25 protein-coding genes and 1 pseudogene are annotated in these 24,222 nt (G+C 62.9%); 4 read left to right on the forward strand and 22 right to left on the reverse strand.

Annotation, left to right across the window (positions count from 1 at the left end):
* Positions 1–85 precede the first annotated feature (85 nt).
* From AC1DN9_RS17040 to AC1DN9_RS17085, 10 genes are all read right to left on the reverse strand, one after another.
* Positions 86–1,183 carry an alcohol dehydrogenase catalytic domain-containing protein gene (locus AC1DN9_RS17040; RefSeq protein ID WP_478102200.1) on the reverse strand — a complete coding sequence of 366 codons (1,098 nt, stop codon included), beginning with the start codon at positions 1,181–1,183 and terminating at the stop codon, positions 86–88.
* Between the two features lie 42 nt (positions 1,184–1,225).
* Positions 1,226–2,437 (reverse strand): amino acid ABC transporter substrate-binding protein, encoded by a 1,212-nt coding sequence (locus AC1DN9_RS17045; protein ID WP_478102202.1) that lies wholly within the window; start codon positions 2,435–2,437, stop codon positions 1,226–1,228.
* Between the two features lie 46 nt (positions 2,438–2,483).
* Complete coding sequence (locus AC1DN9_RS17050; protein WP_478102204.1) at positions 2,484–3,008, reverse strand: carboxymuconolactone decarboxylase family protein; 525 nt, start codon at positions 3,006–3,008, stop codon at positions 2,484–2,486.
* A 16-nt stretch (positions 3,009–3,024) separates the two neighbouring features.
* Positions 3,025–4,035 carry a VOC family protein gene (locus AC1DN9_RS17055; protein WP_478102206.1) on the reverse strand — a complete coding sequence of 337 codons (1,011 nt, stop codon included), beginning with the start codon at positions 4,033–4,035 and terminating at the stop codon, positions 3,025–3,027.
* A 101-nt stretch (positions 4,036–4,136) separates the two neighbouring features.
* Positions 4,137–4,694 carry an NADPH-dependent FMN reductase gene (locus AC1DN9_RS17060; protein ID WP_478102208.1) on the reverse strand — a complete coding sequence of 186 codons (558 nt, stop codon included), beginning with the start codon at positions 4,692–4,694 and terminating at the stop codon, positions 4,137–4,139.
* Between the two features lie 26 nt (positions 4,695–4,720).
* The gene (eno, locus tag AC1DN9_RS17065; protein WP_478102210.1) at positions 4,721–6,013 is read right to left on the reverse strand and encodes a phosphopyruvate hydratase; all 1,293 of its coding nucleotides are present in this window, start codon (positions 6,011–6,013) and stop codon (positions 4,721–4,723) included.
* 24 nt (positions 6,014–6,037) lie between these two features.
* The gene (locus tag AC1DN9_RS17070; RefSeq protein WP_478102212.1) at positions 6,038–6,613 is read right to left on the reverse strand and encodes a cupin domain-containing protein; all 576 of its coding nucleotides are present in this window, start codon (positions 6,611–6,613) and stop codon (positions 6,038–6,040) included.
* Complete coding sequence (locus AC1DN9_RS17075; RefSeq protein ID WP_478102214.1) at positions 6,603–7,310, reverse strand: ABC transporter ATP-binding protein; 708 nt, start codon at positions 7,308–7,310, stop codon at positions 6,603–6,605. The genes AC1DN9_RS17070 and AC1DN9_RS17075 overlap by 11 nt, the downstream gene beginning before the upstream one ends.
* The gene (locus AC1DN9_RS17080; protein ID WP_478102216.1) at positions 7,300–9,039 is read right to left on the reverse strand and encodes a branched-chain amino acid ABC transporter ATP-binding protein/permease; all 1,740 of its coding nucleotides are present in this window, start codon (positions 9,037–9,039) and stop codon (positions 7,300–7,302) included. Before AC1DN9_RS17080 ends, AC1DN9_RS17075 begins: the two co-directional genes overlap by 11 nt.
* Entirely contained in the window at positions 9,030–9,878 is an 849-nt protein-coding gene (locus tag AC1DN9_RS17085; protein ID WP_478102218.1) for a branched-chain amino acid ABC transporter permease, read from the reverse strand. Before AC1DN9_RS17085 ends, AC1DN9_RS17080 begins: the two co-directional genes overlap by 10 nt.
* A 238-nt stretch (positions 9,879–10,116) precedes the next feature.
* On the opposite strand from AC1DN9_RS17085, the gene AC1DN9_RS17090 reads away from it, so the two are divergent.
* Positions 10,117–10,899 (forward strand): fumarylacetoacetate hydrolase family protein, encoded by a 783-nt coding sequence (locus AC1DN9_RS17090; RefSeq protein WP_478102220.1) that lies wholly within the window; start codon positions 10,117–10,119, stop codon positions 10,897–10,899.
* A gap of 78 nt (positions 10,900–10,977) precedes the next feature.
* On the opposite strand, the gene AC1DN9_RS17095 is transcribed toward AC1DN9_RS17090, so the two are convergent.
* The 6 genes from AC1DN9_RS17095 to AC1DN9_RS17120 form a co-directional block, all read right to left on the reverse strand.
* On the reverse strand, positions 10,978–11,697 hold the full coding sequence (locus AC1DN9_RS17095) for an IS6 family transposase (RefSeq protein ID WP_478102222.1): 720 nt from the start codon (positions 11,695–11,697) through the stop codon (positions 10,978–10,980).
* 287 nt (positions 11,698–11,984) lie between these two features.
* Entirely contained in the window at positions 11,985–12,563 is a 579-nt protein-coding gene (locus tag AC1DN9_RS17100) for an amino acid synthesis family protein (protein ID WP_478102224.1), read from the reverse strand.
* Between the two features lie 6 nt (positions 12,564–12,569).
* Positions 12,570–13,535, reverse strand: coding sequence for a Bug family tripartite tricarboxylate transporter substrate binding protein (locus AC1DN9_RS17105; RefSeq protein ID WP_478102226.1), 966 nt, complete (start codon positions 13,533–13,535; stop codon positions 12,570–12,572).
* 65 nt (positions 13,536–13,600) lie between these two features.
* Positions 13,601–14,464 (reverse strand): fumarylacetoacetate hydrolase family protein, encoded by an 864-nt coding sequence (locus AC1DN9_RS17110; protein ID WP_478102228.1) that lies wholly within the window; start codon positions 14,462–14,464, stop codon positions 13,601–13,603.
* Between the two features lie 47 nt (positions 14,465–14,511).
* Positions 14,512–15,078 (reverse strand): VOC family protein, encoded by a 567-nt coding sequence (locus tag AC1DN9_RS17115; RefSeq protein ID WP_478102375.1) that lies wholly within the window; start codon positions 15,076–15,078, stop codon positions 14,512–14,514.
* A gap of 79 nt (positions 15,079–15,157) precedes the next feature.
* Complete coding sequence (locus AC1DN9_RS17120) at positions 15,158–15,871, reverse strand: GntR family transcriptional regulator (protein ID WP_478102377.1); 714 nt, start codon at positions 15,869–15,871, stop codon at positions 15,158–15,160.
* Positions 15,872–15,896: 25 nt separating this feature from the next.
* On the opposite strand from AC1DN9_RS17120, the gene AC1DN9_RS17125 reads away from it, so the two are divergent.
* On the forward strand, positions 15,897–16,484 hold the full coding sequence (locus tag AC1DN9_RS17125) for an NADPH-dependent FMN reductase (protein ID WP_478102230.1): 588 nt from the start codon (positions 15,897–15,899) through the stop codon (positions 16,482–16,484).
* Between the two features lie 33 nt (positions 16,485–16,517).
* On the opposite strand, the gene AC1DN9_RS17130 is transcribed toward AC1DN9_RS17125, so the two are convergent.
* Positions 16,518–17,063, reverse strand: coding sequence for a cupin domain-containing protein (locus AC1DN9_RS17130; protein ID WP_478102232.1), 546 nt, complete (start codon positions 17,061–17,063; stop codon positions 16,518–16,520).
* Between the two features lie 14 nt (positions 17,064–17,077).
* Complete coding sequence (locus tag AC1DN9_RS17135) at positions 17,078–18,187, reverse strand: alcohol dehydrogenase catalytic domain-containing protein (protein ID WP_478102234.1); 1,110 nt, start codon at positions 18,185–18,187, stop codon at positions 17,078–17,080.
* A 144-nt stretch (positions 18,188–18,331) separates the two neighbouring features.
* Here AC1DN9_RS17135 and mhpA point away from each other — a divergent pair, with 144 nt between their 5' ends.
* Positions 18,332–19,942, forward strand: coding sequence for a bifunctional 3-(3-hydroxy-phenyl)propionate/3-hydroxycinnamic acid hydroxylase MhpA (gene mhpA, locus AC1DN9_RS17140; protein ID WP_478102236.1), 1,611 nt, complete (start codon positions 18,332–18,334; stop codon positions 19,940–19,942).
* Positions 19,890–20,171 (forward strand): annotated as a pseudogene (locus tag AC1DN9_RS17145) (aldehyde dehydrogenase family protein); the annotation flags it as partial. The gene mhpA and the pseudogene AC1DN9_RS17145, both read left to right, overlap by 53 nt.
* A gap of 29 nt (positions 20,172–20,200) precedes the next feature.
* Here the strand turns inward: AC1DN9_RS17145 and AC1DN9_RS17150 are convergent.
* From AC1DN9_RS17150 to AC1DN9_RS17165, 4 genes are all read right to left on the reverse strand, one after another.
* A complete protein-coding gene (locus AC1DN9_RS17150) occupies positions 20,201–21,094 on the reverse strand; it encodes an alpha/beta hydrolase (protein ID WP_478102237.1) in 894 nt (297 codons plus the stop codon).
* A 23-nt stretch (positions 21,095–21,117) separates the two neighbouring features.
* On the reverse strand, positions 21,118–21,975 hold the full coding sequence (locus AC1DN9_RS17155) for a TIM barrel protein (protein WP_478102239.1): 858 nt from the start codon (positions 21,973–21,975) through the stop codon (positions 21,118–21,120).
* A gap of 137 nt (positions 21,976–22,112) precedes the next feature.
* Positions 22,113–22,946, reverse strand: coding sequence for an SDR family NAD(P)-dependent oxidoreductase (locus AC1DN9_RS17160; RefSeq protein ID WP_478102241.1), 834 nt, complete (start codon positions 22,944–22,946; stop codon positions 22,113–22,115).
* Positions 22,947–24,215 (reverse strand): Rieske 2Fe-2S domain-containing protein, encoded by a 1,269-nt coding sequence (locus AC1DN9_RS17165; protein WP_478102243.1) that lies wholly within the window; start codon positions 24,213–24,215, stop codon positions 22,947–22,949.
* Positions 24,216–24,222 lie beyond the last annotated feature (7 nt).

Genomic DNA, 24,222 nt, shown 5'->3' on the forward strand with positions numbered 1-24,222 from the left:
GCCGCGTTGCCCTTCAACAAGGTTGAGCAGCCGCGGGGCCAACCGGTCGACGCGGGCATTGGAATGCTCATGGCGGCCGAAGCCCTCAGGGGCACACGACGTAATTCGAGAAGCCCCCGTTGCGGTCCTTGAGGCCGGAGATCGCCTCGTTCACACGTTCCAGGGGGAATGTGACGTCTTCCAAGTACGACAGGTCGATCGTCCCGGTGCTCACCATGTCGGCCATCTCTTGGCCTTGCGTGGCGCTAAACCAATTCGACCCGATCAACTGGATCTGCTCATCCATCAGCCACTTCATGTCGATCGGCAACGCGTCGGACACACCGCCGATATTCACTACCTTGCCGCCGCGCCGCACGCCCTTCATCGAATCCAGCATCGTCTCGACCGGTGCGCGGGCGCCTAGTGCGCTGATCGCGAAATCGACGCCGTCGCCGTCGGTCTGCGCCCTCGCCCATTCCCCGGTGCGCCGTTCCCCCAACGCCATGACTTCGATGCGCTCGGGTGCTAGCGCCTTCACGCGCTCCAGCAGAGCCAGATCCCGGCCGGCGCCCAGAATCTTGGACAGTCCCATCGCCAAGCCGAGCACGGTGGCCGCGACGCCCAGCGTACCGGTGATGCCGTCAATCAGGCCGACTTGTCCCGGGCCAGCGCCGGCATTGTGCAGCGCCCCGTAGGAGGTGCCGAGATAGCCAAACCGTCCAGCCTTCTCGAAGCTGAGGTTGTCGGGAATGTTCACCAGCGCGTATTCAGGAGCTGTCATGTACTCACTGAAACCGCCGTACGGGTACAGGTCGAAGATGCGTTGCCCGTCTGTGCTGGTGCTGAAGTAGCCATTGAGCGTGTAGTAGCGGCATTGGCTACGGCGGCCCGAGCGGCAGGCCTTGCACGATCCACAAGAACGCAGCGGGCTCACGTACACGCGATCGCCCGGCTTTGCATTGATCACCGCCTCACCGACCTCCTCGACAACGCCGGCCGGATCCAAGCCGAAGATGGCCGGAAACTTGGCGAGCGGCTGGTGCGGAAACCAGCTCGGCCAGTTGTTGATGACGTTCGCCATGTTGGGAACGATGCCGCACGCCTTCACGCGCACGAGCACGTCGTTGGGCCGAGGCTTTGGCACCGGGATGGTGTCGAGGGTCATCGGGGTGTGCAGCTGGTGCAGCCGCGCCGAGGTCATTGTCCTCATGATTTCTCCTGTTGCGATCCGGGGTATGCGATGTCACTGGAAGGCGCCACTCGGCGGGCGGAACTTCGCCGGCCAAACGGTCACCCACTTGCCGCCCTGCACCTGCTTGAGCTTGGTGTCGGGCGCGCTACTATTGAACTTGCCTTCGAACGAACGAACGCCGAGCACGGTCTGCACTTTGTTGACCTTGAGCCAGGACGCCATGGCCTTGTCGTCAATCTTGCCGGCGCCATTGGCAGCGGCCTCCAGGATCTGCCATGCAGCAAATTCCGACGCAGCCTGGTATTCGGCCACCGGATACGGCAAGCCGGCCGCCTTGGCTTTTTGCACAAACGCTGTAACGAAGTCCGCGGCACCCGTATTCTTGGTGAACGGGTCGTGGTCTTCGAACCAGGTCAGGCTGGTCACACCGGCAGCGTTGGGGTTCGCCGCCGTCGGACCCGGCGCCGGGAACAGGTAGAAGTGGCGCTTCGGTAGGTAGTCGATGCGCTTCATCGCATCGAGCAGCTGCACCGCCTCCATGCCCACTGCGCCGGACCACAATACGTCTGGGTTGGCGTCCTTGATGCGGGCGGCAATCGCGCCAAAATCCCGCGTTCCGAACTCATACTCGAGCGTTAGCACGTTCTTGAGCCCACGCTTTTGCGCGATCTCTTGGCCTCCCTTCGCCAAGTCGAGCGCCGACGGGAACTTGCTGGTGACGAAGGCGATGGATTTAGGCGGATTCGGCAGGCTGGCATATCCATCGAGGATGAGTTCCGTGTCTGCGAGGCGCGGATCAGGACCCAGGGGCAGCGAAGGGAACTGCAGGTCGTACGGCGCCAGCGCAGGCTCCCCCAGGCTGCTTTGAATGAATAGCTTGTTGAACCGCTGCGCAACGCCCATGGCGGCGATGATCGAACTGGTGCCGTAAGGGCCCATCAGCAGGTCGACCTTTTCCGCAATGACCAGGCGCTCGTACAGCGTACGGGCGTTTGCCGACTGCGACTGGTCGTCCAGTACTACGAACTCGACCTTGCGGCCCAGCAGTCCGCCGCGCTTGTTGATGTCTTCGATGAACACCTCGGCTGCCAGTTTGTGAATCATGCCGACCGACGCCAGCGGGCCAGTGAGTGGCAAGGTGCCCCCGACACGAATGGGGGCGCTACCGGTCCCCTGCGCGAAGGCCTCCGGCAGGCTGGTTGCAAGCATGAGCGTGCCGGCAGCTAGCGCCAGCATGCGACGACGAAAAAGGCTGCAAGTCATGGTGATGCCTCCTGTTGATGTTGTGGGTCGGCGCCGTTGCCGCCGTTCAGTGGCCCGCTTCGAGCTCGATCCCCAGGCCCGCCATGATGCGAACACCAGAGTTGTACCAAGAGACCACCAGCACCAGCGCGATCATTTCCGGTTCACCAAGGAATGCCGCCGCGCGTGACCAGGTGTCGTCGCTCACTTCAACCTTGAGAGTCGACTCCTTGGCAAATGTCATCACCGCCTTCTCTGGGTCGGTGTAGAGGCTGGAGCTCTCGAACTGCGGAATCGCGTCGAGCTGCGCCTGCGTCAGGCCGGCCTTGAGGCCATGCGACTGATGGTGCGCAATCTCGTAGCGCGAGTTCGTGAGGTGTCCCACAGTGAGGATCGCCAACTCCCGCAGCCGAGGGCTTAGCGGCGACGACCGTAGCGCGTTAGCGTAGGTAAGGAAGCCGTCAAGCAACTCAGGCGTCTGGGTCAGCGCCAGGAAGATGTTGGCGGTGGGCATCTTCCGCTCTTTCTCAAGGCGGTCGAAGATGGCCTGGTTGGGACTGCTGGACCGATTGAGGTATTTGACGCGTGCCATGGGATTCGGTCCTTGGTTAGTTGTTGCTTTGGGTCGATTGCTGCTGAATGAACATTTCCAGCGTCTGCGGATTCGGTTTCTTCTCCGGGTCCTGTGTGGTGGCGTCCTTGAAGGGGCTGGCGTGGAAATACCAGTGCTCGGTCGCCGGAAGGCCCCAGCGCACATTGGTGCTTAGCGAGCCAGCCTCCCAGCGCACCGGCTCGACCTCGGTGTCGATGGTCTGGTAGTGGCCGTCGCATAATTCGACGCGATGTCCGTCCGGGTCCAGGAGGTAGACGTACAGCATCCCGCCAGGGCCGTGTCGGCCTGGCCCGCGATCCACCGAGGCGCCGTAGCCATAGTTGCCCGCAAGGTCGCAGGCTGCGAAGATCAGGTGCGACTCCGGAACGATGTAGGCGAAGTGGTGCATCTTCGGCCCCACGTTCTCCACAATCGCGAGATCAAGACAAGTCCCTTTGCGGAACATGAAGGCGCCCAGCAACTTGTCACCGTGCGCGAGGTATTCCGAGTTGCGGAAGCCAAGTTGGCTATAGAACTCGCAGGCTTTCCAGCAATCGGGCGCAAAGATCTGGAAGTGATCGATGCGCTGAGCGTGCGCGCCGGTGAACAGCTCGAACTTGAGGAACATCCGCTCGCGCACTTCCATGTGGGCGCACAACTCGAGCTTGGTGCCGTACAGGTCCTCGCAATGCAGCGTACGCCCTTGGTAGGGCACCTCGATCCACTTCACCGGCAGACCGCGCCTGGTAAACCAGGCGTAGGCGCTGTCGAGGTCCTCGTCCAGATATACGCGAAAGCCGAGCCGCTGACAGGCGGGGGCTCCCTCCGTCTGCACCAGCACCAGGCTGTGGTGCGCTGCTTCCGACAGACCGCGCAGGTAGCAGGTGGTCGGCGTCTCGTCGGAGACCACCAGGCCCACGATCTTCACGTAAAAGTCTCGGCTCTTTTGGAGATCCTTGACCTCCAGCACTATGTGACTCGCCCGGCTGATGTTGAAGGGCGGGCGCAGGTCGACGGTGGGCAACATGGCAAATCTCCTGTGGGGTTGATTTGAAGGTGAGCGAACGAGACCGGTTTGCACAGGGCTTGAGGCTCGATTTCCGGTGGTGCAGCCGAAGTAACTTCGCCCTACTCGGTTAACGCCCTGCTGGCGCGAATCTCGGTGGTCAATGCCCGAATGGCGGCGAACGCGAACTGGATGTTCGACTCATCCGTCAGCAGCCCGTCCTTCAGCTTCTCGAACACCTGGGGGATGACGACAGCGGGATGGACCGTCACCCGAGACAACGTGCTTGCGAGCGCCTCGCGTAATTGCGCATGCGCCCGAGCACCACCGGTGACAGCAGGTGAGGCGCTGATGATGAGTGCATGCTTGCCCCGCAGCGGTGAAGTCTGCGGCGGGCGTGACGCCCAGTCGAGCGCGTTTTTCATCACGCCCGAAGTACCGGCGTTGTACTCCGGGGTGCACAGAACGAGGCCGTCCGCCTGCCGGATCGCCTCGCGCAAGCGCGCCACCGCGACCGGAGGCTCCTCGGTGTCGAAATCGCCGTTGTACAGTGGGAGGTCCGTGAGCGGATGCAACTTGAGGGCGATCCCCTCGGGCATCCGTAGTTGAAGGGTGCGCAGGACGGCCGTATTGCTCGAAGCGTGGCGCAAGCTGCCGGAGAGGCCGAGGAGGCGAATCATGCTGGGAATCCTTTGGTGGCAAGAAATCAGTGACTGGCCCGGAACGGCAACGCGTCCCAGCCCCAGTAGCGCGCGTCGCCGCCCATGGATTCCTCGATGCGCAGCACCTCGTTCCATTTCGCCATGCGCTCCGAGCGAGCGAAGGAGCCGACCTTGAGTTGTCCGGCGTTCCACCCCACCGCCAGGTGGGCGATCGTGACGTCCTCGGTTTCGCCCGAACGCGCCGACACAATGGTGCCGAACCGTGCATCCTTCCCGGCCTGCAAGGCGGCCAAGGTTTCGGTCAAAGTGCCCGCCTGGTTTGGCTTGATAAGGACGGCGTTCAATTGCGACACCGCCGCGGCAGCGCGGACGCGTTCGGCGTTGGTGACGAGAAAGTCGTCACCGATGATCTGGCATCGCGATGCGTACTTCGAACTGAAGCGCGTGAAGCCCTCTGCGTCGTCCTCGGCCAATGGGTCCTCAATGGACATGATGGGATAGCTGTCGAGCCAACGCCCCAGCATTTCAATCATGGCGTCCGTGTCGAGCACGCGGCTCTCCAGGGCCAGTTCGTAGCGACCGTTCGAGCCAAATTCGGAGGCTGCGATGTCGAGCGAGATTCCGACCTGCGCACCTGGCTTCAGTCCCGCATCGTTGATGGCCTGCATCAGCGTATCCAACGCCTGCTCGTTCGAGGTGAACGCGGGCCAGTAGCCGCCCTCGTCGGCCACTCCTTGGAGCTTCCCGGTGCGCCGTAGCAGCGCTCCCGCGGCGCGATAGATTTCGGCAGTCCACTCCAGCGCTTCGCCAAAACTGGCGGCGGCGGGACACATCACCATGAAGTCCTGGACATCAACACGCCGCTCAGCGTGGGCGCCGCCCCCGAAGATCTGGATCTCAGGTAGCGGCAACCGAACCGGCTGCCCGGCCGCCAGCAGTTGCCAGAGCGGCACACCAGCCGCGGCCGCCCGGGCGTGCGCTATCGCCATGGATGTCGCCACCAGCGCATTGCCCCCGAGCCGGCTCCGGTTGGGTGTTCCGTCCAACCGGACCATCAGTTGGTCCAGCGCCCCCTGGTCGTTGACATCGCGCCCCGCAAGGGCGCCGTCCAATACCTCGTTGATCGCGCGGCAGGCCGATTGCACATCCAACCCACCGAAGCGTGCTCCGCCATCGCGCAGGTCGACCACCTCGCCACTGCCCATCGAGGCGCCAGCAGGCGCGAGCGCGCGCCCCTTCAGGCCGCCACGCAGCCGTACAGTCGCCTCGACGGTCGGCCGGCCGCGCGAGTCCCACATGCGTCGGCCGTGGACGCTTTCGATTGTTGTATCGTTCATTGGTTGCGTTGATGTTGTTTGGTGTTACTCGACCGCCTTGCGCGCACCGATGAGCACGAAAGCCATGGTCGCAGGTCGGTCGGACTTGTTGCGCCATGCGTGGCGTGTACCGTTCTGGACGACGACGTCGAACGGCTTCAGGCGGGTCTGCGCCGCGTCGTCGAGTTCCAGCCACAGCTCTCCGTCGAGCAAGATGCCGTAGTCGACGGTTGGGGTCTCGTGCATGCCGTCGGGCTCGAATCGCTCCGCCAAGCCGGGGCTGACCGCGAGGTTCTCTTCAAACGCGGCTTGGCCGTTGAAATCCGCGGCGGCGAAGACGCTATCTGGTGGGAACGTGACGACCAGCAGCCGCGTTTCGCCCGGGGCGGGTACAAGGCTTGCGACGTCGGCAGTCGGATCTGCTCCGTCGAAGGGAAGCGCCGGCGCGGCGGGTGTCGCCCAGACCAAACGCGACACCATGCCCGGGATATGTTTGAACACGTCAGTGCGGGGCGGCACTGAGTGCATGGCAACCTGGCTGCCGCCGTCCTTTCGCTGCCCCGTCACTATGCGATTCAAGGCGGACGGCACGTGACCTTGGTTGGAACTATCAGACGCCAAGATATGCCTCCTTAATCTTCGGGTCATTCAACAAGGCACTGGGCTTGCCGGAGGTCACGATCCGACCCTGCTCGATGACGTACGCGTGATGCGCCACCTCCAACGCCTGGTGGATGTTCTGCTCGACCAACATCACTGCCATGCCGCGTTCGTTGATGCGTCGGATGATCTTGAACATCTCCGAAACGATCAGCGGCGAGAGGCCCAGCGAAGGTTCATCCATCAGCAGCAGGCGTGGTCGCGCCATGAGTGCCCGCCCGATCGCGACCATCTGTTGCTGCCCGCCGGACATCGAGCCGGCGATCTGCTGGCGCCGATCCTTCAACACCGGCAACAGCGAGAACACCTCTTCCATCGTCTCGCGGCTCGATGCCCGCGCACCCTTGCGATAGGCGCCAAGCTCAAGGTTGTCCTGCACGGTCATGTCAGCGAACAGGCGTCGGCCCTCGGGCACGATGGCAATACCGTGGTCGCACACCCGATGGCTAGGTGCTGCCGTGATGTCGACGCCGCCAATGACCACCTTCCCCTGGCGGGGCCGAAGGATGCCTGCGATGGCGTTGATGAGCGTGCTCTTGCCGGCACCGTTAGGGCCTACCACCGCCACCACTTGACCGGCATCGATCTGCATGCTGGCATCCCAGATTGCGGGTGCGTCGCCATACGAAACGTGCACATTGAGAAGATCAAGCAGCATGTGCAACTCCCAGGTAGACATCGATGACCTTGGCGTCCTGCATTGTTTCTTCGGGCTGACCGAGGGCCAGCAGCCGCCCCTGGTCTAACACAGCCACCCGGTCGGCGAGCGCGACGACCGCCCGCATCACGTGTTCCACGAACACGATGGTGGTTCCGGCGGCACGGATGCGACGGATCATGTCGATGGCATGGTCGACTTCAGTTGGCGTCAAACCGCAAAGCACCTCATCGAGCAGCAGCAGCTTGGGTTTGGCCGCCAGGGCTCGCGCGAACTCGACGAACTTGCGCTCGTGGAGGTTGAGGGACGCAGGCAGTTCGTGTGCCTTCTCGGCCAAGCCCATAAAGTCGAGCCAGTGCAACGCGGAGTCCACTGCATTGGGCGCCTTGACGTCTTGGCCAAACGCGGCACACAGGTGCACGTTCTCCAGCACCGTCATGTGCTCGAACAGGCGCGGGATTTGGTAGGTACGCGCAATGCCGCGTGCCGCGACCATGTGCGGCTCTAGCGCCTCAAGAGACTGTCCATCCAGGCGGATGCTCCCAGACGTCATCGGAAAGTGACCGCTGATCATGTTGATCAGTGTCGATTTGCCCGAACCATTGGGGCCAACCAGCGCCAGGATTTCGCCGCGGCGCACTGAAAGGGATATTCCGCCGAGCGCCCGAAGACCGCCAAAAAGCTTGGTGACGTTCTCGCACTCGAGCAGCGTACCGCTCGGCGCACGGGTGTCGATGGCCTGTATCGGTGGCTCCGCGACTGGCGCCACCGCCGGTTCAGGACGGCTGCGAAACTTCTGGAGCAGTCGTGGCGCGATGCCTTCAGGCAAAAGCAGAATGACTAAGATCAATGCGAGGGCGACCCCGGCGCGGCCCAGCTCGGCGTGACTGCCGCCGACGAACAGGCTGAGCGCGACGGTAATCAGGGTCGCGCCCACTGCCGGCCCTACCCAATGCCGGGCGCCGCCCAAGATGCTCATCAGCACTACGTAGAGGGGCACCGTGATCGAAAACGTCTCGCCAACGGTGACGTAGCCCACGTAGCCCGCTTGCACGGCACCTGCAGCGCCGGCGATGGCGGCCGAGATGGCGAATGCGCCGACCTTGTAGCGGAATGTCGGCACGCCTTTCACCTCGGCCACGTCCTCATCGTCGTGTATGGCCAGCAGACCGCGGCCAAAACGCGAATACAGAATGCCGCGCGACACCAGCAGAGCGATCACCGCCACTGCCAAACCCAGCAAGTAAATCGCGCCGGAAACCGAGGTTCCGAATGTCGGCATCGAGACGCCGCTGAGGTTCACGCCTGCACCGCCATCGATCGGCGTGTTCGAGACAATAGCAGCCAGGACGTACGTGACTGACAGCGATAGCAGAGCAAAGAATTCGCCACGCAGCGTGTGGATGCGAAACACCACCGCGCCGATGCATGCAGCCAGCCCAGCGGCCAGCGCTGCCGCCAGCGGAATGGTCAGAAGGTAGGGCACCCCCAGCTTGACGGACAGCCCGCCTGCCGCATAGATGCCAGTGCCGAAGAAGGCCGCATGGCCAAAGCTCCAGTAGCCGGCGTAGCCACTCAGGATTCCCCAGCTAGTGGCCAAAGCCACCCAGAAGAAGACGACGTATAAGTACGACAAGTAGAAGTCAGGGGCCCCTGCATAAGGCAGCGCGATCAGCACTGCGGCAAGAAGGCCGACGGCCGCTTTGACAGTCATGGAGTTCACAGCCATTTCGGCTTCCAAAGCAGCAACGCGATAAGGATGGAGAACGCGACCAATGGCGCCCAGGCTGGATTTACCGTGGCCATGGTGAGGGCTTCCGCAACGCCGATTAGCATGCCCGCTGCCAGTGCGCCGAGGGGATTTGCGAGGCCGCCGATGATCACGACGGCAAAAACCACGCCGATCCAAGCCTCGATCTGCGACGGCGCCAACGTGGAGGTCAGGGCGATGAACACGCCAGCCACGCCAGCAGAGGCGGAACACAGTCCGGCCAAGCCGTATGACAGCTGACGGGCATTGATGCCGAAGGCTGCCGCGATTGGACCGTCGTGCGCAGAGGCACGCAATGCTCGCCCGAGCAACGTGCGGTGCAACGCCAGCCAGGCGGAGATCGCGAGCAGCGCCGCGCTGGCAAACGCCGTGAGTTCGAGCACTGGAACGAACAGAGACCCAATCCGGATGGACTCCTGCGCGTAGGGAGTCTCGTACTTCCGAAAGTCCGCCGACCAGATCCACTGGATCAGGGACTCGATCAGCACAGTGATGCCGAAGGTCACGAGCATCGAAGCGAACTCGCTGACGTCGAAGCGGACGAATATTGTGTGCAGCGCCAGTCCGACCAGGAAGAAACCTGGAGCGATGATGAGCAACGAGGCGTACGCCGGCCGGCCGAACTGGGCGCCGAATTGATAGGTCAGGTACGCGCCCAAGAACGCGAGGGCAAAGTGGCTCAGGTTGACCAGCCTTAGCAGACCCCAGCTGAGGCTCAACCCCATTGCGAGAAGTCCGTAGATACCGCCGAGCAGCAAGCCCCCAACGGCCGACTGGAGCAGCAGCGAAGCGCTCACCCTTTTGCTCCCTCAGCGCGCGGCCGGCGCGAGAAGTGCACGTGCTGTGCGCAGCTGACCGCGTGATGGCCCGCCGCTGTTTGGTCTCGAAGCATGTGTTTTGTCTCCAGTGCTAACGTTAGCGCAATTGTTGCCGCTGTCATTTTGTTTGTCAATGGAATAGACGATCAGGGGTTTACCCTAGTCTCCATGACGACCGGCGGAGGATGAAAATGCCAACGTTTGCATAGGAGTTGACATGGATTCACTGACTGTCGTGAGATACGAAAGAGCAGGCCAAGCGCACTACGGCGTTCTGGCAGACGGCGTGTTAGAACGCCTGGTTGGTTCCCCTTTCGAGGGAATCGTCAAAAGCGGAGAGCGGGACCGCCTTGACGCGGTTCGCCTGCTGCCGCCGGTGGCACAACCGCGCATCTTCGGCCTTGGCTACAACTACAAGGCTCATTCGCAAGAATCGCAAAAAGCAGTGCCTGAAATCCCGGTCGTTTTCATGAAGCCAAGCACGTGCGTCGTCGGCCACGAGGACGCGATTGTGTATCCGCCCCACGGTGAAAACATTCACTTCGAGGGTGAGCTCACGGTAGTGATTGGCAAGACGGCGCGTCACGTCGCGGAGGCCGATGCACTGGACCACGTTTTCGGCTACACCTGCGGCAACGACGTCAGCGATCGCGTGCTTCAAAGGCGTGAGAGCAGCTTCGGCTGCCTCCTGGCCGGAAAGGGCTACGACACCTTCGGCCCCATCGGCCCGTGGATCGTGACGGGCCTGGATCCGGCGGACCAGCGGATCATCACACGGGTCAATGGCACCGTGCGCCAGGACGGCAACAGCCGGGACCTTGTATTTTCCGTGCCGTTTTTGATCGCCTACCTGTCCAAATACATGACACTGCTGCCGGGCGACTTGATCATGACTGGCACACCGGCCGGAGTCGGACCTATCAGCGTCGACGATGTGATCGAGGTCGAAATTCCGGCCATCGGCGTGCTGCGGAATCCGGTCGTGGCCGAAGCGCGGTGACGATCCGTCAACGGCCCCGGGGGCTCTGGTGCGAATTTTTCGCGCAGCCGAACGACTTCGACGAGTGTGTTGCGCCGGTCAGGCCGAAAGCACCGCGCTCCAGATCGCGGGCGCAGCTTGGCCTCGGAGGCGCAGCCGGCCGAGATTGAATTGGCCCTTGCGGATGCGATGCAGCAACTCCACGCCGGCGATCGTCACCGCCGCTTGATCGAAGACCCTGAAGCCGAGCATGGGGTTGATGCGCGACTTCACGCCCCGATGATCTTGCTCGATCATGTTGTTGAGATACTTGGATGATCGCAGCCGCGTGTGTTTCCAACGCGTACTCAGCGCTGGCAGTTCTCGCACCGCATGGTGCGAGGCGGCGTAACCGTCCAATGTGATGCTCAGCGGCGCGCGACCTTGCGTCTGCAGCGCCTTGCGGAAGAACGCCTTCGCCGCCTTCACATCGTGATTGATACTCAGGCGGAAATCCACGGTCTGCCCCTCGCGATCGACGGCCCGGTAGAGGTAGCTCCACTTGCCGCGAATCTTCACATAGGTCTCGTCGACGCGCCACGATCGATCAGCCGTGCGAGCGAATCGATTCCAGCGCTTCTCGAACTCGGGCACGAACCGCTGTTCCCAGCGCATGATCGTCGTGTGGGCCATCGACAAGCCGCGCTCGGCCATCATCTCCGTCAGGTCGCGCAAGCTCAACTTGAAGCGCAGGTACCAGCGAACGCACAGAACGATGATCTCGCTCTCGAAGTGGCGTCCCTTGAACAGTTCGTCCATGCACTGCAGCCTCTTCGCCATCGATACGCCTTCAACTCAAAGGCCGTAGCCTCCCGGAGGCGCGATTTGCACCAGAGCCCTCCAAAACATCAGGTCCGCCGGGTTTGTGAATCTGCACCGCACGCATTGAACTCACCATTTTTCAGCCTTTCAGTCCGGCCGTTGGCGTGGCAAGGCACGCATCCACCAGAACGTCGTCGACTTTTGCGGCTCAAAAGCCATGAACCCTTGCGGTCGAAATTCCACGCAGCACCGCCGCACGTGGTTCATTGCTGTCTCCCGGGGCGAAGGGTCGCGCCGTCAGATGGTCATCGCTGACCATCGTGCACGGATACCTTGTCCTTGGTGAGTCCGCCCAGCCTCGAGTGGATGCGCCCCCCGGTGCCCATTACCAGGGCGAAGAGAATCTCGTTCGGCCGTGGTGCATCCTGGATTCCCACTTCCATGCTGTTGTAATGGCTGCGCACGTACGAGGCGTGGATGTAGTGCAGCGGAACCATGAGTCGGTAGCCGGTAGCTGCGACGGCCTTCGCTGCCGGCACCATCGCCTTGGGCTCGCCGAGCACCTCGCGCATGGCCCAGCCACCGGCCTCGTGCCACACGGCGCCATGCTCCATTTCGCCGTTGACGCCGACGATTGCCGCCTTGCTGTAGACCTCGACCTTGTCGCGTCCAAGCAATTCGACGAGTTCTGTCGCCAGCAGCGTACCCAATGAACGAAGCTCCGCCATGAAAGGCAGGAGGTCCGGCTCATATCGCTCCGCGTAGGGGTTTCGGATGACCGCGCAGGCGGCGGCCAACTTCAAAGGAACCGCCGGTGGCGGTCCACCCTCGTGATAGATCGTTTCGACGTTGAGACTGCGTTTTCGGATTTCAATCAAGGACATAGAACCTCATTGCTTAGGAATGTGTGCATCGTTGACGACCGTGGTCCACTTCTTCAGTTCAGTGCTCACCATCGACGCCATCTCTTCAGGGGTACTGCCACGCGCCTCCCCTCCCATATCCTCCAGCCGCGCGCGTACGTTCGGGTTCTTCAAGGCATTGAGCGTGGCAGTCCTCAGCTGATCGACGATTGGACGCGGGGTACCAGCTGGCACCATCAAGCCGGCCCAGGAAGTCACGTCGTAGCCCGGCACGCCTTGCTCGGCCACTGTCGCGAGGTCCGGCATGGCACTCCAACGCTGTGCGCCGGTGGTCGCCAAAGCTCTCAACTTGCCCGCCTTGATGTTCTGCATCACAGCCGTAGGCGGCGCGATGATCACCGGGACCTCACCTCCGAGCAGAGCTGTGACCGATGCGGCGTCACCTCGATAGGGAATGTGGAGCATGTCCACCTTCGCGCTCTTCACCATCAGTTCACCTGCCAGGTGGTGAGTGGATCCGATGCCAGCCGAGCCGTAGGACACGCTACGCGCGTCAGACCGGGCCGACGCGAGCAACTCAGAGAAGGAGCGGTAGGGTGAGTCGGCCCGAACCACTACCAGGAACGGGAAGTAGGTGACGGTCGAGATCATCTGGAAATCCGACACGGTCTGGTAGTTGAGCTTGCTGTACAAAGCCCCCGCCACGGCGTGCCCGCCCGTCGCCAACAACAAGGTGTACCCGTCGGGTTTCGCACGAGCGACAGTGGTCGCCGCGATGGTGCCCCCTGCCCCGGTCTGTGCCTCGATGACAAAGGGCTGGCCCAGAGTCTTCGTCATCTCGGCGCTCACGACCCGTGCGATCGTGTCGGCATTGCCGCCCGCCGCAAAGCCCTGATAGACCTTGATCGGCCTGTCGGGGTACTGCTGGGAAAAGGACGGAAGAGAGATTCCGCAGGCCAACGCAAGGCCTGCGGCGAGAATACTGCGCCGCATCTGTTGTCTCCTGATTCTGAGAAAAGAGCGCCGGTCCACGCGGCGCCCTGTTGTTCGCCGGCTTCTCAGTCCTGCTGAACAATCGGATTGCGAAGGACGCCGATACCTTCGATCTCGACCTCGCAAACGTCGCCCGGTTTCATGAAGCGTGGAGGCTTCTTACTCCAACCCACCCCAGCCGGCGTGCCCGTGGCAATCACGTCGCCCGGGGTGAGCGTGAAGATCGTCGAGGCGTAGTTGATGAGCTTCGGAATGCTGAAGATCATGTGTCCCGTGTGACTGGACTGGACGACCTCGCCATTGAGACGCGTCTCCAGCTTGAGTTGCCGCGTCGGGTCGATCTCGTCGGCCGTCACCATCCAGGGGCCGAAGCCGCCTGTCGATTCGAAGTTCTTGCCCGACGCGATCTGCTTGGCGTGAAACTGCCATTCGCGGACGCTGGCGTCGTTGTAGCAAGAGTAGCCTGCGACGTGATCAAACGCTTCCGATTCGGGGATGTTGCGACCTCCCTTGCCGATGATGACGGCAAGTTCGCCTTCCCAATCCAGCGATTCCGACACGTGCGGACGCACGATCGCCTGGTTGTGTGCGCACTGGGACCGCCAAACTCGCAAGAAGATCGGGGGCTGCTCCGACAGTTCGCGATTCATGCCGGCTGCAAGAACTTCCTGGTGATGATCCATGTAGTTGCGCACCGCGCAGACGATCTTCTCGGGCCGCGGGATGACCGGCAGGAAGGTGATTTCAGCCAGCTTGGCGTCGACGGGCAGACCCTCGACGTGCTGTGCCGCCTGCAGGTAGTCCCCGGCTGCGATGTAGTCGGCCAATGTGGCTTGCCGAGGGCGGGCCTTGCCGAGATCCACGACGCCGTCGCCCACGACGGCGCCCCATGTTTCGCGACCTTGATGAACGAAAGACAACAGTTTCATTTGAGCTCCAGAATGGGAAAGAAGAAAGAAGGTCGACAGGCAATCGACTAGGCTGAAGGAGAAGTTGCGCCGGCAGGCGACTTGGCCTCGAACTGTTCTCGCCACTGTCCCAAAGGCATGAAGGTCGGGTCCTGCCGACAGATCGCTTCGGTTTCGCGCATCAGCGTCTCGTCGTCCTTGGACAGATCAAGAGGATCCCCATGCGGCTGCGCCACGTAGAACGGGGTGTCGACGTAGATCTCCACGGTGTTTCCTTCGGGGTCGAGCATGTAGACCGACAGCGCATTCCCGTGATTCAGCCCACGAACGTTCGTTGCACCTCGGGCAACCGCGCGCGCCGAGACATCGCGCAGGTGCTGAATGCTGGGAACGACGAATGAGATCTGCATGACCGTGCTGAACTTGGCCTCGGCCGGCCGCCCCGATGCCAGGACCAACTGATGATGCTGGTCCGGGCTCGCGCTGGTGAACACGAGTTGGTTCTTGAAGGTTCGACCCTCGCCCCGGTCCGTGATGGTCAATTCAAAGGTTTCGGTATAGAACGCCACCATCCGCTCGAGATCGGTCACGAAGATGCCAAAGTGAGAAGGCGTTGGTCGATTGACCTTGAGCATGATGTCTCCGGAAGTTAGGCTGCTGTAGCCCACCCTATGACCCATAGAGGTCAACATGGGCGGGCACGGTTGGAGGCGGCTATTCGGCTTCGGTGGCCAGCTTGAGGGCGGCTGTCACATTGCGCTGCGTGCTCAGGATGTGCTCCTCAAGCAGGGCGCACGCCGTGTCGACATCGCGGCGCAAAGTTGCATCCATGATCTTGCGGTGCTCATTGGATTTACGCCGGCCGGTCTTTCGATACCGCGCTGAGAAGCGGCGATACCGCTCGGCCTGGTCGAACAGGCTGGCACCCCACAAACGCTGCCTCTCGGAGGGGCAAGCGGACAGAAGCGCCAGATGAAACTCTCGATGGAGCTCAGACCAGTTCTCGTCGAGCACCACCGGGCCATCGCTCAAACGGGACTCGACTTTTTCCAACCGATGGTATGCAGAGACCACCGCACCCTCCCAGGCGTCGTCACCTTGGGCGATCGCTTCGCGCAGAGCAGGCACATCCAGCAGCAAACGCATCCGGGTGATGTCCGCCAAGTCTTCCACCGAGATGGGGGCCACGCGAAAACCGCGGCGCTCATCCGCGCGAATCAAGCCTTCCTGGGCCAAACGGCTGAGTGCCTCGCGCAGTGGGCTGCTCGACAGGCCGTAGGTGGCCTGCAGTTCATCGACCTTGAGCTTCGCGCCAGCGCCGAAGGTGCCTGCCAATACGTCACGACGCAGGTTGGCGAACGCTTGGTCAGCCAAGGGCGGCGAGCGGAGTTGAATTTCTTCTTTGTGCATGACTGCGATTTTATGCATAAACTTTCGGTTTTGAAAGAGGCTCATGAATTCGCTCGCGAACACCACTCCATCCGCTATCCGTCTGCTGGCCATTTCCGGCAGCATCCGACGTGAGTCGAACTGCACAGCCGTGCTTCGAAGCCTCGCGCCGCTGCTGCCAGCCTCGATCACCTGCCACTTGTTTCCTCTCGACGAGATCCCGCTTTACAACGCCGACCTCGACGGCGACACCCCTCCTGCACCGGTGGCGGCCCTCAAGAAGGCAATTGCCGAAGCAGACGGTTTGGTGGTGTGCTCGCCTGAGTACAACTACGGGATGCCCGGTGTCCTGAAGAACGCGATCGACTGGGCGTCGCGCCCGGGGTTCGCTTCGCCTCTCAAGGGCAAGCCGGCACTCGTCATGACTGCCTCCCCCGGCACAGCCGGCGGCGTCCGAGCCCAAGCGCAGATCCGCGACGCCCTGGCCGCCACTTTGGCGCGGCCGGTGGTTCGTCAACACGTCGCCATCGCAAGCGTCACCACGCGAATCCGCGAGGGGCGCCTGGTCGACGAATCGACGCTCGACTTCATCCACTCGGCGCTGCAAGACCTCTTGGATGAAATCAAAATACTCGCTGCTGCGAAGTGCTGATCGTATGGGCATGACGGTGGGATGGGGGCCGGCCTATCCGTTTCTTCTGGCGCCCAGCAGCACGAACAGCATGGTGGCTGGCCGGTCGCTGAGATTGCGCCAGGCGTGCCGGTTTCCATGCTGCACGGCCACGTCGTGCTTGCGCAGCAGCACCTGCTTTCCATCGTCCAGCTCCAGGGTGATCTCGCCGTCCAACACGATGTCGTAGTCGATACTGTCCGTGGTGTGCATGCCTGGATGGTCGGGCTCGAAGGTCTCGGCGAGGCCGGGGACCAACTTGCCAAACTCCGCACCGAAGGCGGCGCCATCGAAATCGGCCCGCATCATCACTGCATCGGGTGGAAACGTCACGAACATCAGCCGCGACTCGCCTTCCTGCGGGACGAAGCCGACGTCGCCCGTACGGTCGGCAATCTCCGCGCCACGCGAAACCACCTCGGCCGCGCTCGTCGACCACACCAGCGACGTCGCGAAGCCCGGCACCGTCGTGAACTCGACGCCGCGGGGAGCAGCGGCATCCGTGACCACACGCGCCTTCCCGTCTGCGCCTGTGCTCGTCACAACTCGTCTGATCTGCATGATCTTCCTCGTTCTCAAGGGTTGATGACGAAATTGCTGAAACCGCCATTGCGGCTGGCAATCCCGGAAATTGCCTCGTTCACCTGGTCGAGCGGGTGGCACACGTGCTCGAATACGGAGAGATCGAGCGTTCCGGCCTCGGCCATATCGGCCATATCCTGTCCTTCGCCGGCGGTGAACCATGCCGAGCCTTCGATGGCCTGTTGCTCGTCCATCATGGTGTGGAGATCCAGCCCGACCATGCCGGCGATTGCGCCGATGTTGTAGGCGCGGCCACCGCGCTTCAGTGCGCGAATGCCCTGCTGCAACGTCTCGTGCGGGGCGCCCGGCCCGAGTGCGTCGATGAATGTATCGACCCCGAGGCCTTCGGTGCGTGATTTGACCCAGGTGTCAATGGCTTCGCCATTGGCGTTCGAGAACACCTCGATGCGGTCGGGGGCCAGCGCCTTGACCCGATTCAGCAGTTCCTGGTTGCGACCCGTGCCGAGAATGCGGGTGGCACCCATGGCCAGGCCGAACAGAGCACCGCCGATGCCCAACGTGCCGCTGATGCCGTTGATGAGCACGCTGCGACCTGGCCCCACCTTCGCCTTGCGCATCGCGGAGTACATCGTTCCGAGGTAGCCGAAGCGCGCAGCCTGGTTGAACGTCACGCTGTCCGGCAGCTTCACCAAGGCGTATTGGGGCGCGATCATGTACTCGCTCAGGCCGCCGTAGGGGTAGTTCTTGTACAACTTGAGCGAGTTTTGCGAGAAGCCGAAGTAACCGCTGAACGCATAGTGCGTGCAGTTGATGAGGTCGCCGTTGCGGCAAGCCCGGCAACCGCCGCAGTACAGGCTCGGGTTCACGTACACCCTGTCGCCAGGCTTCCACGCATGGACGTGGGAGCCGACAGCCGTGACTTCCCCGGCAGGGTCCAGACCGAAGATTGCAGGCAGGGGCGGCAGGGGAAGCTCGGGAAACCAGGTGGTCCAGTTCGCCAAGATGTTTCCCAGGTTCGGCACGATGCCGCAGGCATGGACGCGCACCTGCACGTCGTTGGCCGCAGGTTGCGGAATGGGCAGTTGTTCGATCTCCATCGGGGCACCTACCTTGTGCAGGCGGGCCGCTTTCATCATCGACATCTCATCTCCTTGTGAAAATGCATAAAACAGACGGTTATGCATTACACGACTTCACTTTGCTCGACGGCCATCGGGATCAACCCTTGGTGCATGATTCATCGTTTTATGCACAATCGTAGTGTTCCCGCACACCAAACTCAACCCATGCCTTCAGAAATCCACGATTCTCTCGACGTTGCCATCGTCGGCTTCGGTCCTGTCGGGGCATCGCTCGCTGCACTGCTCGGGCAGCGTGGGCGACGCGTCGCGGTGTTCGACAAGTCCGAGTCCATCTATCCGCTACCCCGTGCCTTCGCGCTTGACCATGAGGCCATGAGGACCTTTCAGGAGATTGGCATTGCCGGCACCTTGGCGCCCCACATGACGCCATATCGCCCCACGATCTATCAAGGCAGTGACGGCCAGCCAATTCAGCACTTCGACATGGGCCCTTCGCCATATCCGCTCGCGTGGGCGCCCTCGTACACCTTCAACCAGCCTGCCCTGGAAGCATCGCTGCGACGTGCGGTCGGGTCCCTGTCGAACGTGCAAGTGCGCCTCGGCTGCGAGGTGGTCGACGTTCGACAATCAGAAGAAGGTGCGGTGTTGACGGTCCGCGAAAGGGACAACACGGAGGGCCAAGTCCGCGCGCGCTACGTCGTTGCATGTGACGGGGGGACCAGCCCGACGCGCAAGCGCTTGGGCCTGCAGCTCAAGAGCCTGGAGTTCGACGAGCCTTGGATCGTGGTGGACATGCATATCGAGGAGTCCAAACTTTCTCAGTTGCCTGCCACGAACATTCAATACTGCAATCCGGCGCGGCCGTGCACCTACGTCGTGGGACCGGGCACCCATCGGCGATGGGAGTTCTTGCTGCTTCCCGACGAAGCCGAGCAGCGCGAGATGCCGCATGAGGCGATCTGGAAGTTGCTGGCGCCCTGGCTCTCGCCGGGCGAAGCACGCATTTGGCGTGCTGCCACGTATCGCTTCCATGCGGTCGTCCTCGAACAGTGGCGCAAGGGGCCGATCTTGCTGGCTGGCGATAGCGCTCACCAGATGCCTCCATTCCTCGCCCAGGGGATGTGCCAAGGCCTGCGTGACGCCACCAACCTCGCCTGGAAGCTGGATTGGGTGCTGACAGGCCGTGCGTCCGATGGATTGCTGGACAGCTATGGCGATGAACGCGGCCCCCAGGTCCAGGACGTTACCGGGACAGTCAAGCGACTTGGCCACATCATTTGCGAGCGCGACCTGGTGGAGGCCAAAGAGCGCGACCGCAAGCTGCGCGAGCAACAAGGAGGACAAGTCAAGATGCAGTTGCGCCAGAGTCTGCTGCCAGGTGTCCACCACGGACTGATCGACCGCGACGTCGCGCCGGCGGGAACTCCGTTTCCCCAGCCTGTCGGACGGCTCGATGCAGATGCCGAAGCGCAGATGCTGGACGACCTGGTTCCGAACGGGTTCCTTCTCGTCCTGCGCGACGCGCCCGATGCTGACCACATTCAACAGTGGGAGGACTCGTTGCTCAGGCTCGGCGTCCAGATCGTCTGCATCAATGGCAAGGCGAACGCGCACAGCGTGTTGAACCTGATCGAATCGGACAACGTGGTTGCGGGCTGGTTCGCGCGCAACGGATGCGCGGCTGCACTGGTGCGGCCCGACCACATCGTCTTCGGCGTGGCCGGCGATTCAACCGAGATCGGCCCTCTCCTGACACGCGCCTGTCGGCAGTTGGGCCCGACGCGGGCGACCGCCGTCGCGGAGTGCACGCCATGACAACCTCACCGCCTTCCCCGCCTGGTCCACGGGCGGCATCCAGGCCCGCTCCGAGGCGCTCGACAAGATCGGCAATGAAAGCCTCGCGCGCAAGGAAGAGCTCGGCACCTTGCTCGCGCGCGAAGAGGTTCCGGCGTGGAAGATCGCGCCCGCGTTGGCCTTCGGCAACTGCGTGGTCTTGAAGCCTGCCGACCTCGTGCCGGGCTGCGCCTGGGCGCTGGCGGAGATCTGAGAGCGAGCGCGTCGGCACATGCATTGCTAGCGAGATGCCCGCGCGATCACGGCGTCAAGGACACGAAGCACCTCGTCGCCGCAATCCTGCTGCGGCGAACCGAGGCTGTGGACTGTCGACACATGGTTGTGATCGCGAAAGAAATGAAAACTCGGGCTGCTACCCATGGCCACCGTGAGCGCCCCGGCCATTGCGTAGGTCTGCTGGGCGATCCAGCCTGGGTCAAGCTCCGCGACACCGAGCCAAATGGGCGTTTCGATGGTCCGCACATGCGTGAGCGGGGAACGCCGGTCATACAGGGAAATATCCTCGCCGAAGTAGGCGCGCGGCCCGGGTGGCAGCGGCGCGGACGCACTGAAGAACCCGCTCATGAGCATGACGCCGTCCACGCGTGCAGCTTCGCCACCGCGTGCGCTGTCGTCGAACAACCAGGTCGCCACATGGCTGGCGCCGGCCGACTGGCCCCAAAGCACCAGCGGAGCCTTGCTCGCATCCAACCCTTCGCGCTTCTCGCTGATCCACTGCAACACCGCTTGAACATCCCTCGCGCCGGCCGGCCATCCATCCGCCGGAGCGAGCCGGTAGTTCGGCAGCACCGCCAGGAAGCCTTGGCGAGCGAGCCAACGGCCGACGTTCCGATAGAACACGCCATCCCCGTTCTTGTCTCCGGCGACGAAGCCGCCACCGTGGACGTAGACCACGATCGCCCGCGGTCGGCTTGCAGGGCGATAAATATCCAGCCGGTGGCGCACATGGCTTCCGTAGACAACGTCGACCTGCTCGTCGCCTGCCTCGCTGAGATCGACAACAGGCCGGTAGATCGCTCGCGTCGCAGCAAGCACTTCAGGATCGAACCTCGAACCGAGTGCTCGGATTTGCAGCGCAATGTTCGAAGCAGCAGTGGGATCATTGGTTGCCATTCATGGGCTCCAGAAAGTTGAAGTCATTCACAGGGGGCGCTCGCTGCGGCATCAAGGTGGTGGAGCATCGCAAGCCCCCGGCCTTCGCTTTCCAGCCCGGGTAGCCGCCAACCGTACTCCAGCTCGACCAAGCCGCGATAGCCGCGCCTCGACAACAGCCGCAGCAGGCTTTCGAAGTTGATCTCTCCCGTTCCGGGTTCCAGGCGCCCCGGGTTGTCGGCCAGTTGCACGATCTCGATATGGTCCCAGGCCTGCTCGAGGTGGAACAGCAGATCACCGTCCATCACCTGCACGTGCGACGTGTCGAAGATCAGGCGCACGGCGGGATGATCCACGGCTCTCGCAACGGCCACCGCATCGGGCATGTGCTGCAGCAGCATCCCTGGAATGCTTTTGCGGCTGAGGGTCTCCAGGCACAGCGTGAGGCCGGCGCGCGCGGCAATATCGCCGGCATAGCGCAGGTTCTGCACGAGGGCGGCGTGCTGGTAGGCGATGGGACGCTGCGGATCGGCTCCGCCCAACACGGCGAGTCTCTTCGCACCGACACGATGTGCAGCCTCGGTCGCCTGCGCGAGTTCGCCTGCGATCCACTCGCGAGCTTCCTTGCCATCTTTGGCCCAGCTTGTGTTGCGAAGCTGCTCGAAGGTGGTGTAGAGGATGCAGCCTGCTTCCAGTCCGTGCGCGGCCAATGCGTCGCCGACCCTCTGCTGCTCTGCCGCTGCACGCCCTCGTGCGGCCGCATAGAGGACGCCGGCAAAGCCGTTGTCGGCCGCAAACTTGATGTGTTCCAGGGGATCCTCCGATCCGACCGTTGCGGCGAACAGCGGTTGAAACGGGGGCCGGTAGCCGAGATGGGGCGCGTAACGCAGCGACCAGGTCATGCGGAAGCCCTCGCCTGAAGTGTGGAGGGATTGAGGCACTTGTCCGAGGGTTTCCGTTCCTCGAGCCAACGCGCCAGCGCCCGGAGCAGCATGATCCCCATCGCCTAACGCGCTTGAATGCGCGTGTTCCAAGGCGGTCAAGGCGTCATGCTCGCTGCGGGTCCGAACTTGACGTCGGGAAAGGCCGCCATCACACCTGCGCCGCCGTCCACGGCAATCACCTCCCCCGTCATATGAGCGCTGAGGTCCGACGCCAGGAACAGCAAGGGCCCGGCGATGTCGGCCGGAGTAGCCGGTCGGCCGATGGGAATCACCTTGCTGATCGCATTCCAGGCTTCGTCGCCGAGCCGCTGGTTCAAGCGCGGCGTTCTCACATAGCCGGGTGCAATGGCATTGATCCGCACCTGGCGTCGCCCGTACTCCGCGCCCGCGCAGCGCACCAGGTGGTGCAACGCCGCCTTCGAAACCGCATAGGCCGTCTGGTTCGGCACCGCGCGGTTGCCCGACATCGAGCCGACGAAAGCCATGCTTCCCCCGCCGTCGGCTGCCATCATCCCGCCGCCGACCTGGATGGCCAGGTAGGCATGGCGCAGCACGATGTCGAACTGCAGGTTCCATGCCGTGTCATCCACTTCGGAGAACGGCTTGATGCCGGCGACACCGACGATGTCGACCAGGCCATGGACCCGGCCGAAGCTGCGTCGACCCGTTTCGAACACACGCTGCATGTCCGTGCGAGACGTGACGTCGGCAGCGCAAGGAACACCGCCCACCGACTCGGCGACGTTGCGCGCGAGTTGCTCGTCGCGGTCCACGCACAGCACGCGGGCACCGGCCTGGGCGAGTGCGTGCACCGCTTGCTCACCGATGCCCTGGCCGGCGCCCAGGACCACGAAGCCGCGGCCGTCGAGGCGCAGCAGGGAGGGGTAGTCCGCTGTTGCACCGCCGCCGGGATTGCTCGTGGATGCCATTCAGGCCTCCACCGCTTCGCGGTGCGAGGGCAACAGGGCCTGCCATGCCGCACCGTCCGCCAGCTCCGCGTCGCAGGCGCCGACCCCACGAAGATCGATTCCAACGCCTACCGGTGGCTTGTCGTCCATCACGCGCTTGACGGAGTCGAGCAGTACGCGACGCACTCGCATCACCGCCTGGTCGGCAGGTACGAGATGTTCCTTGGAACGGTCATAGAACGCGCCTTGCGACAAGGCGATGGCAGCGTCTTCAACTTCCACGCCGCGCAAGCCTGTCCAGCTCTCCTGCATGCGCTCACGGTTCTGGCCGAAGGCATCGGCCCACGAGGCCGTGAAGGCACAGGCCTGGCGGTCGTAGTACCGGGTGTCGTCCAGGCCCAGCAACTCGATGATCTTGTCTTCGGACACCGGCGCATCGCCGTGCACCACGATGTAGGTGCTTGTGTGCGTGTCGTCGGCCGGAACCTCCAGCACCGTGAACTGGAACGCGGGCGCCGGAATGACGCGACCGTAGGGCACGATGAAGGGGACCACGCGGGCATTCGACACGCCCGCCTTGCCGGTCTTGCGCAAGGCCACGTACTGGAACCCGAATGCTGTCTCCTCCATCTTCAGGGTCGGTTCGAGGTCGTTCGAAGACAGCGCCGCCGGGTTGACCACGTCAGGGTTCGGCTCGAACTCACCGTCCTTCCATCCGGGACGTGCCATGTTGGTGTGCAGCACGCCCACATGCGAGGAGTCTTCCCCACCCTCGACCAACTGCAGGTAGTTGCAGTGCACGTTGATTCGGAGAACCACGCGATGTGCCGGGTCGGCGTCCATGAAGGCATAGCGCGAGAAGTCGGGCTGCAGTTCCTTCGGCCCTACGTAGGCCCAGACGATGCCCCCCTCCTCTCGCACCGGAAAGGCCGGCGCTTTCATCCGCGTGCGGTACTTCGGGTCGCTGTTGTTCGGCGTTTCCAGCACGGCGCCGGTCACGTCGAATTTCCAGCCGTGGTACAGGCAGCGGATGCCGCCTTCCTCGACTCTCCCGAGCGCGAGAGAGGCCCCGCGGTGCATGCAGAGCTCCTCCATCACGCCGACCTTGCCGTGCGTGTCCCGGAACGCCACATAGTCCTCTCCGAGCAGGCGCACGCGCAGTGGCGGCGCATCGGGCTTGTCCAGTTGTGCGGACGTGCAGACCGGATGCCAGTAGCGGCGCATCATGTTCCCCATGGGGGTGCCCGGGCCGACGCGGCAAATCAGTTCATTGTCTTGACGATTCAACATTTGAAAC

Source organism: Variovorax sp. 05L425, assembly GCF_056397705.1.

What these genes read in the sequence shown, in the direction of transcription:
- AC1DN9_RS17040 (WP_478102200.1), bottom strand. Translation starts at nt 1,183, where the DNA reads ATGACCTCGGCGCGGCTGCACCAGCTGCACACCCCGATGACCCTCGAC.
- AC1DN9_RS17045 (WP_478102202.1), bottom strand. Translation starts at nt 2,437, where the DNA reads ATGACTTGCAGCCTTTTTCGTCGTCGCATGCTGGCGCTAGCTGCCGGC.
- AC1DN9_RS17050 (WP_478102204.1), bottom strand. Translation starts at nt 3,008, where the DNA reads ATGGCACGCGTCAAATACCTCAATCGGTCCAGCAGTCCCAACCAGGCC.
- AC1DN9_RS17055 (WP_478102206.1), bottom strand. Translation starts at nt 4,035, where the DNA reads ATGTTGCCCACCGTCGACCTGCGCCCGCCCTTCAACATCAGCCGGGCG.
- AC1DN9_RS17060 (WP_478102208.1), bottom strand. Translation starts at nt 4,694, where the DNA reads ATGATTCGCCTCCTCGGCCTCTCCGGCAGCTTGCGCCACGCTTCGAGC.
- eno (WP_478102210.1), bottom strand. Translation starts at nt 6,013, where the DNA reads ATGAACGATACAACAATCGAAAGCGTCCACGGCCGACGCATGTGGGAC.
- AC1DN9_RS17075 (WP_478102214.1), bottom strand. Translation starts at nt 7,310, where the DNA reads ATGCTGCTTGATCTTCTCAATGTGCACGTTTCGTATGGCGACGCACCC.
- AC1DN9_RS17080 (WP_478102216.1), bottom strand. Translation starts at nt 9,039, where the DNA reads ATGGCTGTGAACTCCATGACTGTCAAAGCGGCCGTCGGCCTTCTTGCC.
- AC1DN9_RS17090 (WP_478102220.1), top strand. Translation starts at nt 10,117, where the DNA reads ATGGATTCACTGACTGTCGTGAGATACGAAAGAGCAGGCCAAGCGCAC.
- AC1DN9_RS17095 (WP_478102222.1), bottom strand. Translation starts at nt 11,697, where the DNA reads ATGGCGAAGAGGCTGCAGTGCATGGACGAACTGTTCAAGGGACGCCAC.
- AC1DN9_RS17100 (WP_478102224.1), bottom strand. Translation starts at nt 12,563, where the DNA reads ATGTCCTTGATTGAAATCCGAAAACGCAGTCTCAACGTCGAAACGATC.
- AC1DN9_RS17105 (WP_478102226.1), bottom strand. Translation starts at nt 13,535, where the DNA reads ATGCGGCGCAGTATTCTCGCCGCAGGCCTTGCGTTGGCCTGCGGAATC.
- AC1DN9_RS17110 (WP_478102228.1), bottom strand. Translation starts at nt 14,464, where the DNA reads ATGAAACTGTTGTCTTTCGTTCATCAAGGTCGCGAAACATGGGGCGCC.
- AC1DN9_RS17115 (WP_478102375.1), bottom strand. Translation starts at nt 15,078, where the DNA reads ATGCTCAAGGTCAATCGACCAACGCCTTCTCACTTTGGCATCTTCGTG.
- AC1DN9_RS17120 (WP_478102377.1), bottom strand. Translation starts at nt 15,871, where the DNA reads ATGCATAAAATCGCAGTCATGCACAAAGAAGAAATTCAACTCCGCTCG.
- AC1DN9_RS17125 (WP_478102230.1), top strand. Translation starts at nt 15,897, where the DNA reads ATGAATTCGCTCGCGAACACCACTCCATCCGCTATCCGTCTGCTGGCC.
- AC1DN9_RS17130 (WP_478102232.1), bottom strand. Translation starts at nt 17,063, where the DNA reads ATGCAGATCAGACGAGTTGTGACGAGCACAGGCGCAGACGGGAAGGCG.
- AC1DN9_RS17135 (WP_478102234.1), bottom strand. Translation starts at nt 18,187, where the DNA reads ATGTCGATGATGAAAGCGGCCCGCCTGCACAAGGTAGGTGCCCCGATG.
- mhpA (WP_478102236.1), top strand. Translation starts at nt 18,332, where the DNA reads ATGCCTTCAGAAATCCACGATTCTCTCGACGTTGCCATCGTCGGCTTC.
- AC1DN9_RS17150 (WP_478102237.1), bottom strand. Translation starts at nt 21,094, where the DNA reads ATGGCAACCAATGATCCCACTGCTGCTTCGAACATTGCGCTGCAAATC.
- AC1DN9_RS17155 (WP_478102239.1), bottom strand. Translation starts at nt 21,975, where the DNA reads ATGACCTGGTCGCTGCGTTACGCGCCCCATCTCGGCTACCGGCCCCCG.
- AC1DN9_RS17160 (WP_478102241.1), bottom strand. Translation starts at nt 22,946, where the DNA reads ATGGCATCCACGAGCAATCCCGGCGGCGGTGCAACAGCGGACTACCCC.
- AC1DN9_RS17165 (WP_478102243.1), bottom strand. Translation starts at nt 24,215, where the DNA reads ATGTTGAATCGTCAAGACAATGAACTGATTTGCCGCGTCGGCCCGGGC.